This is a genomic window from SAR324 cluster bacterium (assembly GCA_029245725.1).
Taxonomy (GTDB): Bacteria; SAR324; SAR324; order SAR324; family NAC60-12; genus JCVI-SCAAA005.
Genome location: JAQWOT010000271.1, coordinates 1 through 16,411, shown reverse-complemented (window position 1 = coordinate 16,411; position 16,411 = coordinate 1). Strand labels below are relative to the sequence as shown.

General features: G+C 40.5%; 15 protein-coding genes and 2 pseudogenes. 6 read left to right on the top strand and 11 right to left on the bottom strand.

The genetic code is table 11. The annotated features are described in order from the left end of the window. Positions 1-435 precede the first annotated feature (435 nt). From P8O70_15035 to P8O70_15025, 3 genes and pseudogenes are all read left to right on the top strand, one after another. Positions 436-831 (top strand): amidase family protein, encoded by a 396-nt coding sequence (locus P8O70_15035; GenBank protein ID MDG2198162.1) that lies wholly within the window; start codon positions 436-438, stop codon positions 829-831. Beyond that, entirely contained in the window at positions 801-1,292 is a 492-nt protein-coding gene (locus P8O70_15030) for a hypothetical protein (GenBank protein ID MDG2198161.1), read from the top strand. Before P8O70_15035 ends, P8O70_15030 begins: the two co-directional genes overlap by 31 nt. 21 nt (positions 1,293-1,313) lie before the next feature. Further along, positions 1,314-1,544 (top strand): annotated as a pseudogene (locus tag P8O70_15025) (amidase). 135 nt (positions 1,545-1,679) lie between these two features. Here the strand turns inward: P8O70_15025 and P8O70_15020 are convergent. The 4 genes from P8O70_15020 to P8O70_15005 form a co-directional block, all read right to left on the bottom strand. Beyond that, the gene (locus P8O70_15020) at positions 1,680-2,552 is read right to left on the bottom strand and encodes a type II secretion system protein GspG (GenBank protein MDG2198160.1); all 873 of its coding nucleotides are present in this window, start codon (positions 2,550-2,552) and stop codon (positions 1,680-1,682) included. 600 nt (positions 2,553-3,152) lie between these two features. Continuing rightward, positions 3,153-4,154: a succinylglutamate desuccinylase/aspartoacylase family protein gene (locus P8O70_15015; protein ID MDG2198159.1), complete on the bottom strand. Its 1,002-nt coding sequence runs from the start codon at positions 4,152-4,154 to the stop codon at positions 3,153-3,155. A 241-nt stretch (positions 4,155-4,395) separates the two neighbouring features. Next, entirely contained in the window at positions 4,396-4,743 is a 348-nt protein-coding gene (locus P8O70_15010) for a pentapeptide repeat-containing protein (protein MDG2198158.1), read from the bottom strand. Positions 4,744-4,917: 174 nt separating this feature from the next. Then, a complete protein-coding gene (locus P8O70_15005; protein ID MDG2198157.1) occupies positions 4,918-5,247 on the bottom strand; it encodes a stress response translation initiation inhibitor YciH in 330 nt (109 codons plus the stop codon). A 177-nt stretch (positions 5,248-5,424) separates the two neighbouring features. Between P8O70_15005 and P8O70_15000 the strand changes: the two genes are divergently transcribed. Then, positions 5,425-6,204, top strand: a complete 780-nt coding sequence (locus P8O70_15000; GenBank protein MDG2198156.1) for a 3-hydroxybutyrate dehydrogenase — start codon at positions 5,425-5,427, stop codon at positions 6,202-6,204. Between the two features lie 930 nt (positions 6,205-7,134). Here the strand turns inward: P8O70_15000 and P8O70_14995 are convergent. Further along, positions 7,135-8,148, bottom strand: coding sequence for a metal-dependent hydrolase (locus P8O70_14995; protein ID MDG2198155.1), 1,014 nt, complete (start codon positions 8,146-8,148; stop codon positions 7,135-7,137). Between the two features lie 585 nt (positions 8,149-8,733). Beyond that, a complete protein-coding gene (locus tag P8O70_14990) occupies positions 8,734-9,609 on the bottom strand; it encodes a pirin family protein (protein ID MDG2198154.1) in 876 nt (291 codons plus the stop codon). Positions 9,610-9,954: 345 nt separating this feature from the next. Between P8O70_14990 and P8O70_14985 the strand changes: the two genes are divergently transcribed. Further along, complete coding sequence (locus P8O70_14985) at positions 9,955-10,419, top strand: NUDIX pyrophosphatase (protein ID MDG2198153.1); 465 nt, start codon at positions 9,955-9,957, stop codon at positions 10,417-10,419. Positions 10,420-10,478: 59 nt separating this feature from the next. On the opposite strand, the gene P8O70_14980 is transcribed toward P8O70_14985, so the two are convergent. The 3 genes and pseudogenes from P8O70_14980 to P8O70_14970 form a co-directional block, all read right to left on the bottom strand. Next, complete coding sequence (locus tag P8O70_14980; GenBank protein ID MDG2198152.1) at positions 10,479-11,993, bottom strand: sulfatase; 1,515 nt, start codon at positions 11,991-11,993, stop codon at positions 10,479-10,481. An 87-nt stretch (positions 11,994-12,080) separates the two neighbouring features. Beyond that, on the bottom strand, positions 12,081-12,914 hold the full coding sequence (locus tag P8O70_14975; GenBank protein MDG2198151.1) for a phytanoyl-CoA dioxygenase family protein: 834 nt from the start codon (positions 12,912-12,914) through the stop codon (positions 12,081-12,083). Positions 12,915-12,976: 62 nt separating this feature from the next. Beyond that, positions 12,977-13,594 (bottom strand): annotated as a pseudogene (locus P8O70_14970) (CIA30 family protein). 555 nt (positions 13,595-14,149) lie between these two features. Between P8O70_14970 and P8O70_14965 the strand changes: the two are divergent. Then, positions 14,150-15,055, top strand: a complete 906-nt coding sequence (locus P8O70_14965) for an MBL fold metallo-hydrolase (GenBank protein MDG2198150.1) — start codon at positions 14,150-14,152, stop codon at positions 15,053-15,055. A 262-nt stretch (positions 15,056-15,317) separates the two neighbouring features. Here P8O70_14965 and P8O70_14960 read toward each other — a convergent pair whose 3' ends face one another. Together P8O70_14960 and P8O70_14955 are read right to left on the bottom strand one after the other, a co-directional pair. Beyond that, positions 15,318-15,467 (bottom strand): hypothetical protein, encoded by a 150-nt coding sequence (locus tag P8O70_14960; GenBank protein MDG2198149.1) that lies wholly within the window; start codon positions 15,465-15,467, stop codon positions 15,318-15,320. 400 nt (positions 15,468-15,867) lie between these two features. Then, a complete protein-coding gene (locus P8O70_14955) occupies positions 15,868-16,113 on the bottom strand; it encodes a hypothetical protein (GenBank protein ID MDG2198148.1) in 246 nt (81 codons plus the stop codon). Between the last annotated feature and the right edge of the window lie 298 nt (positions 16,114-16,411).

Here is a 16,411-nt window from a genome sequence, read left to right as displayed (position 1 = left end):
CCTCAAGGGAAAGTCTCTTTGGGTGTTGTTTCTCGAAGAAAATTCCTATTACTTGATGATTTCGAAGATTAAAGAGAAATTATGTTGGATTCTTCAGTAAAAGTTGTAAAAAAGTATCCAACTTATTGATTTTATTTAGTTTAAAAGATAGTTAAGAAGACTAAATTGAAAGTCATTCATTGAAAATCCAGAAAGATAAAACCTCTGAAAAGAATGCCCAAGACCAAATAAAGAGGGGATCCCTTTCTATTTCAAATTATTACCAACCATTCATCGAGAAATCCATGAATGATGATCTGAATGTGTGGACTACTATTGATGAAAATGAAATTAAGCAACAAGTTGAGTACCTTTCTGATGATCTCCAGTCAAAATTTGAAGAAAATCTAACTGATTCTAGGGCTTCTCATCAAAAGAAGTTCGGGTCAAAAAGAATTGAACCATCAACAAAAATTGCTTGGGTTACCAGTCGCCATCAAAGACATCATCGATGTTGCTGGGACTGAGACTGGCTTTGGTTCAAAGATTTATCAAAGCCTTGAGGCCCCGCTGCATCATAAAAAGGCAATCGATGCCGTTTCACGTCTTAGAGCAGCTGGTGGAATTCTGATGGGCAAAACTGTCACAACTGAGTTTGCCACTTTTCAAGTGGCGGACACAAAAAATCCAGCTGCCCCAGGCAGAACTCCTGGGGGGTCATCCATTGGATCTGCAGCTGCTGTTGCTTCGGGGATGGTCCCTTGGGCACTCGGTTCTCAAACGGCTGGATCTATTATCGGCCAGCCCCCTACTGCGGTGTTGTGGGGTTTAAATCAACCATTGGAACTCTAGATCTCTCGGGAGAGAAGGCTCTAGCCAGAAGCTTTGGAGTGTTTGCTAAATGTCTGGAGGATACGACTCTCTTGATGGATAGCCTTACAGATAATCATTGGATGGTTCAATGTAGAGAAGACAATCAACCAAGAAAAGTTGGTCTTTGTTGTAGCCCTTATTGGCAAGCTGCCAGTGATGATCTAACTAGGGTTTGGGAGGAACTAGTTTACGATCTTAAGTCAATGAATAGTGTGATTGTAGACGAGTTTCATCTGCCACCTCAATTTGGTGATGAAGTGGAACTCCACAAAAGAGTCCTTGCTAGAGAAGCATTTGATGCCCTGCATTTTGAATGGAAGGCCTACCGACCTTTAGTCAGTTCTAAGTTAGCCTTAATTTTAGAAGAAGGAGAGGCTACCAAAACAGAGTGCCACTTAGCAGATATTCAGAAAATTGGAACATTAAGAAGGGGGATTTGACCGTGCTATTGTGACTTTGATGTATTGATCATCCCAAGTTCACCCGGAGTTCCTCCGCCGATCGAAGAAGGGACAGGAGATCCAATTTTCAATCGACTTTGGAGCCTATTGGGAGTTCCAGCCATAAACGTCCCCGGGCTACAGAGTGAAAATGGAAGGCCAAATGGGATTCAAGTGGTTGCTCGACAAGGAGAAGATGCAAAGGTAATTGCTGCATCTTTCTGGCTGGAAAAAGTTCTCAAAGCTTCTTAATTCCCGAGTGATGAAAACTTATGATCTTTAAGTGATGATCCAAAAATTTCTAGTAATAACAGAGTGATGTTGATCTTAAATTACTGAGCCGTTAATTTTTCAGAAAATTATGATCTTAGCTTTGGTAGAAGTTGATCAATTGTCTACATTTTTTCCCCAATAGAGTTTTCCGATTGCTGAAACATCAGCATTCACTCCAACTCCCCCGCTCTTTCCATCGGCCCCAAGAGATAGAATGAGGTAGCGAGTTCCATCACTAGTATAATTGTAGGGATTCCCCCACCCATCAACGGGTATTTGTTGACTTCGAAAATAAGGTCCTTTCCAGTTCTCGTAATTGCTCCCAACAATGGGTTGCTGCAGCAGTGCACTCAAAGTTTGCTCGGTTGTAGGAAAACGGCTGTTATGAGCCTCATACAAACTCAGGGCGGTTTCCAAATCCCTTAGTTGAGTTTTGGTGATCTGTATGGACTCAAACTGCACCTCAGGACTCTCCCCCTCCTCCTCAATCAAAGAAAACGCCTTTGAGGAACCTGTCAGATCAAAGGCTGCTACATACTCAACTCCTTCTGAATCCTCTATTCCAACCGCTAAAGTCATCGAGTCTCTAATGTGTTTGATGAAGTTTAGATACGATTTCAAGTTTTCCCCGATAACAAGGAAAGTCAAATTGGCTTTGGTCGAGGTGGCAACTTTCGTGTTTTCGATCTCTCCCTTGTCAAAACGGTATCTTAATGGCTGGTCGAATCTATTTTTGCTAATGAAGCGCTTCCAATCCACATAAATATCTCCATTACTCCTGACAAACAAAACTGGTTTGCTAACAGAGGTGTCTGGCCCATCTTTGGCTGCCTTACTCACTGTGGAGATTTTTTCATCAGTAAATGGGTCTAGTCGTACTGTATGTTCCCAACCATTACCCTGATAATCATTGACTTGAATGGTGTAGATTTGTCCATAGATTTGAATGGGTAGGAGGATGAGCGCTAGGCTCAGAAAGAATTTCATATTATGGTTCCTTTTTAAAACATCGGTATCATAAGTCATTAGTTGACGAAAGATAGACGGATTTTACTTAGTTTTGAAGACGAATTGAAAAAAAGATTTTTAAAGAATGTAGAACTTGTGGGCGATCGATTCCAGCGACTGCGGCCAGTTGTGAGGACTGTGGTGTAATGACAATCGAAGAAGAGAGGCAGATTCTTCTGGAGAAAAAGCAATTACTTCTTGAAAAGAAGAGGTTGTTGGACTTGCAGGATAATATGGCGAAATGTCGGGATTGTCAGCATGCAATTCTACCAGCATCGAAATCTTGCCCGGGTTGTGGTACTAGTTACCCAAACTTTACTAGGAAGAAATATCTACGCTTTGAAATTCTGAAAAGCGTCTCAATTGTCTTATTCGCGCTCTTGCTATTTGATGTCGCAGCCTTGCTCAAGGAGTTGATTTGAAGAAGTTTCAGTGGAAACTTTTTTCGGGAATCAGACAAATTATCATATCAACAGAGTTTTTTGTTGCCGTTCTTGTTAAATTTCTTTTTAGTTACTACTGTTGTTGCCAAAAATCTTTGAGAAACTTTGAATTTCTTAAAATGTTTTTAAAAAGGTCCTAGAAATCACAACCTAGGTGATATAGGCAATCTCCCCTCAACACTCGTCCAGGGATTCTTTGGCAAACCACAACACCCTCTGCATCAAAATAAACTGTTTTGGGCTTTGAGCCTGGATTCTCTGGGGTATGTACATAACCAGCTATTTCTCCTTTTTTGACCTCACTTCCTAGTCCAACTGCGGGTTCGAAGATACCCTCACCGTCCGCATAGCTAAAGAAAGAAAAGTCTGGTGCGTGAAGCATTCGAGATTCTGTTTCAGCTGGCGCCACTCCACTACTAAGTAAGACTCCAATCTCAGCAAGAAATCGACGAGTGCCCTCTTCACAAATTTTTAAACATTCAGCGGTGATGGTCCCACTACCTCCCATCTCAGTGCCAAACATCAGAACATTTTGGCGCCGGGCAGCATGGTTACCAGAAGTGCCCGCTGCATGTCCACCGGGAAAGAAAAAAGAATAGGGAGCTCCAAATACTTTCATGAGCCTTTGAATTTCCTGTAACCGCTCTGAATCGGTCTCTACGGCTCCAACCGCACTGGGAATATAGTGCAACGAGGATCCTCCACTATGGAGATCCAAACCATAATCAGCCATTGGCATCAAGATGGTCTCTACATAATGCGCAATCACAAGAGTTGGAGAACCCTCAGGATCTCCAGGATAAACACGATTCAAGTTCAGATCGTCAATTGGTGATGTTCGGAGTCCCGCCTTGGATGCTGGAAAATTGAGCATCGGCAGGATGATCACCCTACCTTTAATGTCTTGGGGTTCCAGTTCGTAAATCAGTTTTGAAAGAGTGACTTGTCCTTCGTATTCATCGCCATGGGTGCCAGCGAGAAGAAGTGCGGTAGGCCCTTCTCCATTTCTAATACAAGCAACTGGAAACGGAATCCAGCCGTAGGCTGATCGATGGACAGAATGAGGAAGTCTGAGGTAGCCTGTTTGTTTACCTTCCTTTTCAAAATCAATGGTTGTCATGATTGGGCTAGAGGTCATATTTCTTCTCAACTATTGTTTGCTGAATTTTAAGTGGATAACCGAGAATAATGAGGTCAAATCAATTTTTTAAAGTGTTTGGCTTGTAACATTTCATTCAGAATCACATTCAAGAAATTCAATATGGAGTCAAATTGATACATCAATGAATTATCTTATCTTAACAGTTCTTTGAGTTTTCGATGAACTAAAGGACTCAGGTTTTCAAAACTGGAATTGATACTTTACTTGCTAATAGCAGTCAACAATCTTTGACAGATATGGAACCCAAGGGAAGAATAGTATTACAGAATTTAGCTCCCTCTAGATTTGTATTCGTCAGATTAGCTCCAAATAAATCAGCCCTAAACAGCATAGCACCGCCTAGATCTGCACCACTCAAGTTTGATCTTCTTAGGTTGGCATGGTGTAAAATAGCTCCATTCAGATTAACCTCCTGAAGATCTGCTTCATAAAAATTGGCTCCACTGAGGTCACACTTGGAACAATTCTTTGAATCTTGGAGTTTTCCTAAATCTTCTGGCTTATAACCATATAGATTTGCAGTGAGAAATAAAATTGGGAGTGCTAAAAGAATGCTTTTCTTCATTGAAAAATCTCAGGTATATTACTTATTTTTATAAAAGATTAGCCTAAAGTTTTTATTTATTATGGATTATTTAAATTAATTTTTCATGCATAAAAAGATTCTAATATATTCGATTTTTTGTTTTAAAATATACCTATCAATTAATAATGTGAACTTATACAAGATTGTCTATTGTTATCCACCAATTTTTTTAAAAATAATCTTTTTCGACTCTAAAAATTTTGCTACCTTCTCGTAATTCTCACCATGAACTTCAATGATGTCATTTTTGTAAGAGCCGCCAACACCAATTCTTTTCTTCAAGTCTTTGGCAAGTCCCTTACACCAGTTTTTATTGGATGGTAGGCCGTTGATTTCAATCACAGTTCGACCTTTACCGGAAGTCAACCGCCGAACTAGAAGTTGCAGAGAAGATTCGTCAACCTCAACATCATCTTTAGAAATTTTAGTTTTTTCTTTTCTTAAGTCACCCAATTCGCTTGAATAAACTAAATCATCATTCACGACTTCCTCTTCTCGTTTCTAAGAATGTAACAAAGAATTTATTATCACATTGATAATAAATTAAATATTTAATATAAATTTTGAATCAATTTGATTAATCTAAGAAATTTGTATTCTTAACACAAGGATATTACCATTAATTTTAAGTTTTATGGTTCACAATCATAAGGTAGCTAAATGACAACTTATAATGTTTTTATCACTGGTGCGACAAGCGGAATTGGCCTTGAAATAGCGCAAATTCTTGCTTCTGAAGGGCACCAAATTTCCTATAATGGCATAGCTGACCTCGAAGAAACAATTACAATTAGTGAGAAATTAACTGATTTGGGCGCCACCAGTGTCCATTATTTTGATGCCGATATGTGTGATGGAGAGGCTATTAGAAAAATGATTGCCACTGCCGAAAATACAATGGGCCCAATCGATGTGTTGGTCAACAATGCAGGTGTTCAACATGTAGCCCCGATTGAAAAATTTCCAATTTCCAAATGGGATGATGTGATAGCTATTAATCTAACAGCACACTTCCATACCATTGCTTCCGTCATTGAGGGTATGCGCAGTCGAGGCTTTGGGCGCATCATCAATATTTCCTCTGTGCATGGTCTGGTTGCTTCTACAAATAAATCTGCTTACGTCTCTGCAAAGCATGGTGTGGTGGGTCTAACGAAAACAGTAGCTCTTGAATGTGCAACTGATGGAATTACCGTCAACGCGATCTGCCCTGGATGGGTCAGAACACCGCTCGTAGAATCACAGATACACGTCCGATCGGAGATGAGTGGTAGAAGTTTTGAGAAGGAGGCTAGTGTACTAATTCATGAACGTCAACCAAGTCAGACTTTTGTGACTCCAGAACAAATTGGTAGTTTATGCATTTATTTGATGAGTGAGGCTGCTGCAAGTGTCACCGGTATGGCGATACCGATTGATGGAGCTTGGACTGCGCAATAAAACTCCAAACTTTGGCTTCCACTTGATGATGTATGCTGGCTAATTCCCCAAGAGTCCACAATGGAAACTACCTTATTTGGGAATGACAATTTCACCCATGGATGACTTTGGGAAACTGAATATTATTAAGTGTGGGCAATCTCAGCCTTATACTCAACTTTAAGGGAATCGGCTATTTACCATTCAAAATCGATCCCAATGGAAATTAGAATCTATTTTTTGCAAATTATATCAAGTAAATAAAGATCTGACATCCCACAAAAACTGGTGCTGTTGAGACAGGTCTTTTGCATAGCCAGGCTCAGATTCAGAAAGCTCTCCAGGTTGAGGCTTAAAGTGCAGAGCCCAATCAATTAGTTTGGATTTGATTGATATCATGTATCTCATCTGTCTCCCTGGTTTGAAGAATTGGCTTTGCGAATTCACATTCCCTAAATACTGATCAACTGAACTTTAAATTTTACCGATGCTTGCCAGACATCAGAGGATAGCTAAGCAATGCACAGCGATGATTAAAATCCCAATTAGATATTCGAAATTTATTTTGAAAGACTTTGACATGATGTTATCCATTATAGATTGCCTATGAACTCGTGATCCCGACACATTGTTCAATGTTTCTTTAATTCAGCTAGACTTTAATCTGAGGGTGGTCGATTGGGGAGGAGGTCAGGGGGAGAAACTGGAAAGGCTGGGCTGAAATCTTAGGCTAACAGCTTACAAACTCAAAGCGATTGTAGGAGCCAACCAAGATAGATACTGGGCTTGAATGAAGATCAACTGATGCAGAATACGAAATTCATAATAATTTAAAGGCAATGTTTTGAAGGTTTCTTTGATGCGAACTCAGTTTCATAATTGCTCATAACAGAGCTCTCTCACATTTTTATATTTTTTCAATAAATTTCTCGTTCAAAAAGCAGGGCAGGCCTAATTGGGATTGGATACGCTGACTGTTGGATCAAATATCCGGGCCAAGACAGACTGCAAACCGGAAAAATCTAGTCTCTGTGGAATTTGTTGAAAACTGCCAATATTTGTTTGATTGTCGATTTCACGACCGACTTCAAAATTAAATACATAAGCTCCCTCAACCCCCATCCGAAGATCAGAGATGATGATCTCATCATCTGATCGCCAGACCTTATATTGGCCTTTGGTAAACCAGCGCAGACGCTCTATATTCGGGTGATTCTCTATGGGTAAAAGTAGATCTATGTTGCGAGGGAAACCACGAATCTGAATTTGATCCACTTCATCAAAGATAGATGCCCAAATTTCGAAGTATTGATCACCTTCCACTGCGACTCCACGCCATAATATGGTATTCAGAGGGGCGGGTGTTGACTCATATACTTGAGCTGAAATCCCTCGGCTGGCCAATGCCATTTGGACTCGATTATCAATGATCCACTTGGCTCCGGTACTCCATACGAGGTAGAGAGTGGAGAGTCCTAGCATGTAGGCATTGAGTTTCAAGGCTTGATTTCGGTCACGCATCAGAAATGTGCTGATCACGGCAAAAAGCAGTGGGATGGTGTAGACTGGATCTACGATAAATAAAATTGAGTGTGCAAACGGGTGATCTGTCAAAGGCCAGAGGATCTGTGTGCCATAAACCGTGAATAAATCAGCAAGTGAATGGGTGGCGAAAGAAAGATATATTGCAACGTACCAACGGATCCAAGAAGCATCACGCCCGTAAGGCAATCGCGACAAAAGTACGACGAAAAGCGGCGCTACTAAAGCTTGCACCAAAAAGGAGTGAGAGAAACCGCGATGGTGCGTCATGTTCTCAATTGGACCACCAAAATCAATCAGCACATCCAGATCGGGCAGGGTTCCCAAGGCTATTCCATACAGTGTGGCACGTTTGCCAAGGCGACGACCTAAGACAGCGTAACTGACAGCGCCACCTAAGACGGCTTGTGTTACTGAATCCAAAGCATCTCCTGAAAGTCAAATTTTGTTACGAAGGTGGCCAAGAGCCTTGAGATAGGAACAAGAGATTTAGACTAGACCTGATGGGTTTATTTCGTAAGGCAATACTAGTAAGTGATAGAATCAGACTGTTTTTGTGATATGAGTTTAATCCATGGATAAAATAAACTAATATTATGTTTTTCAGTTTTATATTTAGTCTTGTACCCCCGCATCCTCCTTCTTTTACTTTAAGTGATGCGGAGATACTTCTTAGAAAGCCAATCTTCATTGTGAAATTTGCAGCGAAATCTCTTCTCGGCCCCAATGCTCAGCAAGGCCGTGACGTCCTCCGTGTTATCAGGATTTCACCAGAGTAGATTTGGGCATATGACGAATTTAATATTAAGAAAATTTGGATTAACTGGTAGAAGAGGAGTATCAATTTGGGAGTGAATAAGGTGTTTGTCGTTTATAAATTATAAATTAGCCAACAAACTGAAAAACATTTTCGCTTGCTTGGTGAACGGAATTGACCAAATTTTCCTTTTATCATATTGAATATCATTGTGTTTTCCAACCAACGGCTTGCCTTCTTTTTTAACCGACCTAGTTGACCAACTGCCCCATTTTACCCGCCTGAAAATCTTTGAATGCTTCCATTAATTCTTGGCGTGTGTTCATTACGAAAGGCCCATAAGCCGCTACAGGCTCGCCAAGGGGTTCCCCGTTTAGAATCATCACTTTAGATTCCTCTAAAAGTTCTAGTTTAAAAGAATCTCCTGATTTGCTAAGAATGGCGAGATTCCCTTTCTCGATCTGCCGATCACCAATAGATGACTTACCTGAAAGTTGAAAAACTAAGGTGTTGCTTCCTACAGGCAGCTGTATTTCTAGCTGGGAACTGGAGGGGCCATTGAGTTCATACATGTTGATTGGGGAAAAAGTTTTCACTGGGGAAGTGACTGTACTAAAGTTTCCCGCGATAACCTTGACGGTAATTTCGTGATTTCCGTGATCAATTATTGGAAAATCACCTTTCTCAAAGGACTGATACCGAGGTGGAGTCATCTTAAATTTTGAAGGAAGGTTGACCCATAGTTGGATCATCTCAAAATCACCTCCTTTTTGAGAAAACTCGCGTGAATGGAATTCATCATGAACGACACCGGAACCTGCTGTCATCCACTGAATACCGCCAGTGGTGATCTTGCCTCCACCACCCCCAGAGTCCCGATGCTCCACCTCCCCTTTGATTGCAAAAGTTACGGTTTCAAACCCCCGATGGGGGTGCTCTCCAACTCCACGTTTCCTTTGGGTTGGTGGAAAATATTTGGGAGCAGCATGATCCATCATCAAAAATGGACTGATACTTTCGGTATCTTCAGAGTGCATAGAGAAAATCGTACTAACATGAAAACCATCACCAACCCAGTGCTTTTCATTTGGAGCAACTATTTTTTCGATCCACTTTTTTTCAGTCAAAATACACCTCACTAAAAAATTGGACTGTGATAATGAGTCTGGATTAGTTTCAAAAATTTAATGATATACGATGACACGAGCCTTGTTTAAAAATCCAGCATAGTCATCAAGACCTTGAATCACTCCTAGGGCAATAGCTATTGATTCCAAGACAAAAAATGAGGAAGATCCTCTAAAATTCAATTGTTGGCAAGCACCCTCTGGGGAAGCTAGGGGTTCTTGCTGTATTTTTGTAAATTGAAGCTTAAACTATTGTTTAGAAATATATTTTTAGAAATCTTGCTGATGTGCAGCGGATTTCTTCAACTCAAGAAATGATCACTTCAGTGTGATTGAGGAAATTGAATGAGAGCACCATTTCAAGTTTTGGTTTTTCCTTACAAACAGAAAGGTGAAACCATCCTTTTTCTCATTTGTCTTCGAAGAGATCTTGGCTTCTGGCAGCCCATATCAGGTGGTGGGGAAGATACTGAGACCTCTCTGGAAGCTGCTAAAAGAGAATTGAATGAGGAAACAGCACTTTTGGGCAAAAACTGGCTGCAACTGGATTCAATGTGTACCCTGCCAAAAATAATATTTAATGATCACAAGTATTGGCCTAATCACCTGCTTGTTGTTCCGGAGTATGCATTCTCAGTGGAAGTCATGGGTGAACCTACTTTGTCATCAGAGCATTGTGATTATTGTTGGTGTGATGCTACCAAAGCACAAAAACTTCTTAAATACGACTCTAACAAAATTGCTCTTTGGGAGCTGTGTGAGCGGCTAAAAGCTCAAGGAAAATGGATTCCAAGGTTACAAAGATTTTAAAACCATGAAAAAAATCCAACAGATATCAGCCTTCAATTTGGCTTGTTCTTAATACGATTTTAAATGTGTTCCGGTTCATCTCCTATTTCCCTCATCTTCTTCAAAAGTTCAATTTTCATAGTGTTGACAACTTCTTGGTACTCTGGCTGTGAATAACAGTTAAACAACTCCAGAGGATCTTTCTTGCAATCAAAAAGTTCCCATTCACGGTCTTCGCCACCGTGATTCGTACCTGGCAGATCATAGCCCTCATTATACCAATAAATGAGTTTGTACCGTTGATTTCGAATTCCGTAATGAGAGTATGCGTTATGATCCGGATCACGATGCATCCAATAGCGATGATAAGTGATTTCAGACCAATCGCCTGGAACCTCTCCAAGGAACAACGGCCGAAGACTTCTCCCCTGCATATAACTTGGAATAGAGAGACCTGCGAAATCAAGAAATGTTGGAGCAAAATCAACATTACAGCAAACATTTTCACAAACTGACCCCATCGGAATTTCAGCTGGGAAACGAGCAAGGAAAGGCATTTGAAATGATTCCTCATACATGAATCGTTTGTCATACCAGCCATGTTCTCCAAGAAAGAATCCTTGGTCAGATGTATAGATGACAAGGGTATTCTCAGCCATTCCAGTATCATCAAGGTAATCCAGAATTTTACCAACACTCTCATCAATGGAATGAATAGTACGTAAGTAGCGCTTGAGATAACGCTGGTATTTGAAATGACTAAGCTCTTCGCGGTTTTGAAAAGTAAAGGCCTCTCCAGTCTCCTTATCAATTAGTCGTAGGCTGCTGACATCTGAGGGGTTGGGGACTTTTCGATTGGTACTACCGATTCTTGTACGCTCACCAACTTCCAATCCACCCTCGGGTTGAACGAGTCCGAGGTCAGAGTACTTCATGTCATCTTTGATTCGCATTTTGGCTTCTTTGGCAGCCCGGGCACGATTTTTATAGTCATCATCAAAAGTTTCTGGCACCGCTATGTCAGCTTGATAGAGCCCCCTGTTTTTTGGATGGGGCTCCCATTCTCGGTGGGGGGCTTTGTGTAGGCACATCAAAAAGAATGGTTTTTCAAGATCTCGTGACTTGAGCCAGTTGAGGCTTTTATCAGTGATGATATCTGTAGCATAACCTGGCACTTCAATGGTTTCGCCCATCTCAATCATGTAAGGATCAAAATATTCTCCCTGTCCAGGTAACACTGACCAAAAATCAAATCCGGTAGGCTCGTGTTCTTTTCCTTCACCCAAATGCCACTTCCCAATGACAGCAGTCTGATAGTTGCCAGTCCTCAGGTGTTTTGCCACATTTGGCATTCTGTTGTTGATCGGTGTCTGGAGAGTGAAGACACAATTTACATGGTTGTATGTGCCCGTAAGAATAGCAGCCCGACTTGGAGTACAAATTGAGTTGGTAACATAACAGTGATTAAGGCGAATGCCCTCTTCGGCAAGCCGATCGATATTTGGGGTCTCATTGATTCCTGCCCCATAGCAACTGATGGCTCTTGCAGCATGATCATCGGCCATAATGAAGATGATATTGGGTTGTTGATTCATATTGGAAATTCTCTCATTGTTAACTTCAAAACCCAGGAGTCGTGTAGGAGTGCTCAGCTTCAACAACACTGAATAATACTCATGTATTCACTTTGCTGTATGAGCTCGTGAAATGCTTGATTCATCGGGTTTGTAGAATGATTCAGGGCCGGCACTAAGTTGCAGCCCCATTTGTTTGATCGCAGTGTCAGGGACTTTTTTCAGCGGAGTGTATTGGGGATGATGTGATGAAAAATAGGGATCATTCTTAGCAGCGTTGTAGCAGCAGATTAAATTCCAGCGGTCTCGCTCGCTAATGTTAGCATCAGATCGATGAAGAGTGTTGCAATGGAAAAAAACTGCGGAGCCCGGTTCTAGTTCACAGTAGATAAGTTCTAACCGATTAAGTAACTGTTCAACACGTTCAGGGTCAGCACAGTGTTGGGTCGAATAAACACCATGTTCGATGCGACCTGCTTTGTGAGAACCCCGAATGACCTGAAGACATCCATTTTCTTTATCGGCACGGTTTAAGGCGATCCAGCAACTTGCCATGTGAGGAAACAAGCACCCATTCTTGTACCAATAGCCATAATCTTGGTGCCACTCCCAAGCACCCCCTTCATTTGGTTTTTTCAGGATAAGCTTGGAATGGTAGTGATAAACCTCCCCGTCAAGTAGTTTTTCCATTGAGGTTACGATACGGCTCGAGCGGCTTACCATCCCCCAAAGATCATCACCAGGATGATTCCAAAGTGTCATTTGGCTGGTTTGTCCTTTCCGATCGCTTACATCAAAGACATTTTCCTTCATCATTGGATCAGCACTAGCTGCTGTTAAAAGGAGATCTGTTTCTTTAGCATCCAATAAATTTGGAATTATTAAGAAACCATCATCAAGGAAGTTATCAAGTTGTTCAGATGACAGTCTGAATTCTTTCATTGAACTCCTAAAGAATAAATAAATTGAATTTGATATAAACTCATTATTGATGACAAAAAGATTTAGAGAAAAATATAAAATCCATGGATTTTTTTAAAATTAAAAATTTCTTTAGGAGTCAGTATTTTTCTTTTTTTTGTTCTTTCCTCATCAAAGAAACTAATGCGTTTAACTTCTAAACTAAATTCTCCTTTTTGTTTATCACTGACCATTAGACCAATTTGAGAAATTTCTCTTCGATTGAGTGTTGGATGATCAGGTAACAGTCTGCCTCGGTAGCTAGTTTGAAAACGGATAAAAGGCAAAAAGATCTCCAACTACTCGCCTCTTGTTGTCTCAAAATGTTGGAAAAAAGCTACTCCATCAAACTGTTTCTGATGCCACACCCGAAGTTGATATGTTTTTCCATCCCCTTTCACCATGATTAGGAGTCCGTTGTAGTTTCCTGCGTCTACAGTCTCGAAAACAGATCTCACTGATGTGAATCCACCACCAAAGTCGAGTGAAACACTCCCTTGAAATAGTAAGGTCCCAGTTGAACTGAAGCTTAGTTGTGATCTTGAGAATCCTCCCATGACCCCATCATTGACAATTATCCAACTTCCAGAAGTCTCTGATGCGCTGAAATCATAGAGGTCAAGTGGGTTCTGAAATGAAAAAGCTGGATAGGCAACAGTCATGAATAATATACTCAAATAAATTTTTAAAGATTGGAACATATCTGTTTTCTAGTTCAACTTTTAAATTAATTATCAAAGTCTAATATTACAGTAGGAATTTTTTTGTAAAAATAGTCTAAATAATAAAAATGTTTAATTAAATTTTTAATCTACCACTAAATCATAGTATTAAAAAATCTGAATTATTTGTTTAGACACCCTTATTCAAGCAAACAAGGCTTCGTGAAGCTTTTACTACAATAGTTGTCTAAAATCAAATTGGTTACATTAATATGGGTTTAATTCACTAAACTGAGAAGACTTCATAATTTTGGAAAAATTTCTTATTTGTGGTTGCTCTGTAGGTTCAACTCCTTCAAAAATCTACAATACCTACGTATCTGTTGAAATAATTGGTAGGGGGAACTAATGAAGTATGTTTGCTTTCTTGGCTGGTTTCTAGTGATCTTTTTGATTGCATTAGGTGGTTGCAATTCTCACAAAGGATCTTCCATCAATCGTCCTTCCCATCACACTCCTTCTGGATTTCAAAATAATTATTTACCTCCTGGGAGAATGACAAAGGATTTCCCCAAACTCTGGAGACGTTTCTGGGGTAGGGTTCCTCAACAGCCAGTAAGCTTGAAGCAAATTCGACCCCAGATTGAATTTTTGAAAAATAATCGAACGGAAACAACACTCACTTGGATTGGTCATTCAACCTTTCTTTGGCAACACCTGGGCATCAATATCATTACCGACCCTCACCTTAGTAATCGTGCATCCCCAGTAGAATTTATTGGGCCTGAGCGACTCAATCCTCCTGGTATAAAATTGAACGAATTACCATTGATTGATTACGTTATAATTTCACACAATCACTATGATCACCTTGATCGTAAATCGGTATTAGCACTCACAAAGCAACAGCTAGAAAAACCTCCTTATTTTCTAGTTCCACTCGGTCTGAAAAGTTGGTTTGCAAACATTGGAATTACTGAGAAGGTGATTGAACTAGATTGGTGGCAGAGTGAACAGATTGGTCAGTGGAATTTTACAGCAGTTCCTGTTCAGCACTGGAGCAAACGAGGTTTGTTTGATACAAACAAGACTCTTTGGGCAGGGTGGGTCGTCAAATCTCCTCAACAAAAATTCTTTTTTGCTGGAGATACTGGCTATTCAAAAGATTTTGTAGAAATCGGTAAGCGTTATGGCCCGATGGATCTTTCTTTAATCCCCATCGGGGCATATGCACCCCGATGGTCTATGAAGGATATGCATGTTAATCCAGAAGAGGCTGTCAAAATTCACCTTGATGTCGAGAGTCGCCAATCCATAGGAATGCACTGGGGAACCTTTTTGAACTTAACTGAAGAACCACTTCTAGAACCTCCACAGAGATTATTGCAGGAGCTTATGGAACAAGGAATCAACCCACTGGAATTCCGTGTTCTTGAGCATGGTCAAACACTCATGTTTTGAGGTATGAGGTGAACTCAAAGCTTGAAATAGCCTTCTGCAACACAGCTGGTGACTGGAAAAAAACTAGCAGTTCTCACTATTTTCGATCTCACATTAGAAATTTTTTTCCAATCCGTGGCCTTTGACTTATAAGGGATCTTTTTTCGACCACCACTTGATCGCTGGTGCTGATCAACCCTGAGCAATTCGGAAATCATGAGGGTATAGTGCATAGTCACTTTGGAAGGCAGAAGCTTATTTATTCAAAATCCTTTCAGATTTTTTAATCACCTCCCTTTTCGTAAAGTGCCTGTTGGGTTGCATTTCCCCATGATCGACTTGCAGCATCTGACTGTTCAGATGCAGGTGGATCTTTCCTTAAATGATGCTTGCTGACTCCGTGTGCCAGTGGGTTGACCATTTTCTTATACATCCTCTTCCTCCAAATTTCGCTACAGGGGAACCCTATATTACTCATCTTCACTCCTTGGTTATTGTCTCCAGTCTACTTCTAAAAAAAGTGTCTTTCTCAGGATTGATGGGCAACTTCATAATGTCAAAGGGGAATCCAAGAATGACCAGTGGGAAGCCAGATATTTACCGAACTAGTAATTTGTTGTGGTAGTAATTGAGCAGACAGACCGTGACAAGGGCTCAGCGCCTATATTAGCTACCGCAGGCAACAATACTATGATTTTGATGATCAAAACAGATGAGCCAATAGCAATGGCATCTATCAAGTCAATATTCTTGGTAGATTAAGTAGCTTTGATGAGACCTGAAAATTTATTCAACAATTTCAAAAATTACTCTTTTTACGAATTTACCAGTTGTCATGAATTTTTGGCCCCACTCTGCTCCTTTAAAGAGTTGTTCCAGTCTTCCCAAGTTTCAAGAACAGCTTTATTTTCCAAAACGGCCTCTCCAACCATGATTTTTTTATCTGTGCCACGATAGACAGTGACGCTTCGAACTCCAGGTAGCTTGCCTGCAGGAAAATCATTCGCTAAGCGTCTATGTTCGTATGGGGCAAAAACACCCTCAGTAGGCTCAAATATATGTCTTATGGCAATAGCCATAGCGATGCTCCTGCGAAAAATTAAGTATACTAACTATAACAGAATTCAACAGAATGGATAATATTCTTTACAACATCACAGTTTGTTTGTCGATGTTTGAGAAGAACAAAAAGTACAGGTTCTTTAACCATTTGTGGCGGGTGGTTACTGGCCGAACATTGACTGAGTTTCAAAATCACTTGGCTTTCTACCGCCATGAATCTTAACTAGCAGCAATTTGCTGAAACATTCAGGGTATCTGATAGAACAACAAATATGACAGAACGACGGTGTGACTTTTGAGAATTAAGCGCATGGT